Below are 1095 nucleotides of genomic sequence, written 5' to 3'. Positions count from 1 at the left end.
TTATCAAGTAAATAAAGAACTAATGGCGCTCACTAACAACCCAAACAGCAAATTTATGCACTGCTTACCGGCATTTCACAATAACGAAACGCGTGTTGGAAAAGAAATAGAAGAAACTTTTGGCTTGAACGGACTAGAAGTGACTGAAGACGTATTCGAGAGCGAAGCAAGCATCGTCTTTGATCAAGCCGAAAACCGTATGCACACGATCAAAGCTGTGATGGTTGCGACGCTATCCTAGTGCTCATGCAGTGCGGTTTATTCGATAAACTGCACTGCGTGTCTGACTAAAGCCACAACATTCTCTGGCAGCGGAATATAGCCCATTCTCTCCGCTAAGGACTGTCCATCCGTCAAACAATACTCAACTAAACGCCGAACGACTTCAGACTGCCCAGCAGGCATTTTCTCAGGAAAGATCAACCACGTAAACGAAGCGATCGGATAAGACGCCTCGCCCGCAGGATCAAACTCCCACGAACGAAGATCCGGCACATCAGACTGAAGTAAGTTTGAACTTGGGAACGTCACATTGCTCAACGCAGCCTTACCAGATTCAGCTCCCGCCCTAACAAATTTTCCATCTCTATTTTCGAGTAAGGCTGTTGGCGGACGCGTTAACTTGGCGTATCCCTACTCAACATAACCAATAGCACCCTCTGTCTGACGCACAAAAGCTGTGCCCCCCCTGATTATGCAAAGCTGATAAGAAATAAGGCTGGTCACTCCACTCTGGTAACTTTGATGCTCCTACGTTATTTCGAAAACTCTCGCTAACTAAAGCCAGATGATTGCTAAACAAAAAGCTAGAGCCGGATGCATCAGATCGCACGACTACGCTAATGGGCGTTGCTGGCAATTGAATACCTGGATTGCTTGTCTGAATATCTGGGTGATCCCAATATTGAATCTCGCCGAGAAAAATACGTGAATACACGTCTCGTGAGAGTTTTAAATCTGAAACGGAGGGCAAGCTATACATTAAAGAAACTTGTCCAGCAATCAAAGGCACCATCAGTGCGCCCTGCTCCAAGTAACTCAACTGCTCGTCACTCATCGCTAAGTCACTGACCGCGAAATCAACATCCCCGTTGA

The 1095-nt window shown here is 46.3% G+C and carries 2 protein-coding genes and 1 pseudogene; 1 reads left to right on the top strand and 2 read right to left on the bottom strand.

All coding sequences use genetic code 11. From position 1 onward, the window contains the following. Positions 1–241, top strand: a pseudogene (locus A3739_RS18715) (ornithine carbamoyltransferase subunit F); the annotation flags it as partial. A 17-nt stretch (positions 242–258) separates the two neighbouring features. Here the strand turns inward: A3739_RS18715 and A3739_RS18710 are convergent. Together A3739_RS18710 and A3739_RS18705 are read right to left on the bottom strand one after the other, a co-directional pair. Further along, positions 259–540 carry a hypothetical protein gene (locus A3739_RS18710; RefSeq protein WP_156502198.1) on the bottom strand — a complete coding sequence of 94 codons (282 nt, stop codon included), beginning with the start codon at positions 538–540 and terminating at the stop codon, positions 259–261. 97 nt (positions 541–637) lie between these two features. After that, positions 638–1095, bottom strand: a 458-nt coding sequence (locus A3739_RS18705) for a substrate-binding domain-containing protein (protein ID WP_197472434.1), incomplete at its 5' end; no start/stop codon positions are given.

This window comes from Oleiphilus sp. HI0067 (genome assembly GCF_001635735.1).
This window is presented reverse-complemented; position numbering and strand designations above follow the sequence as displayed.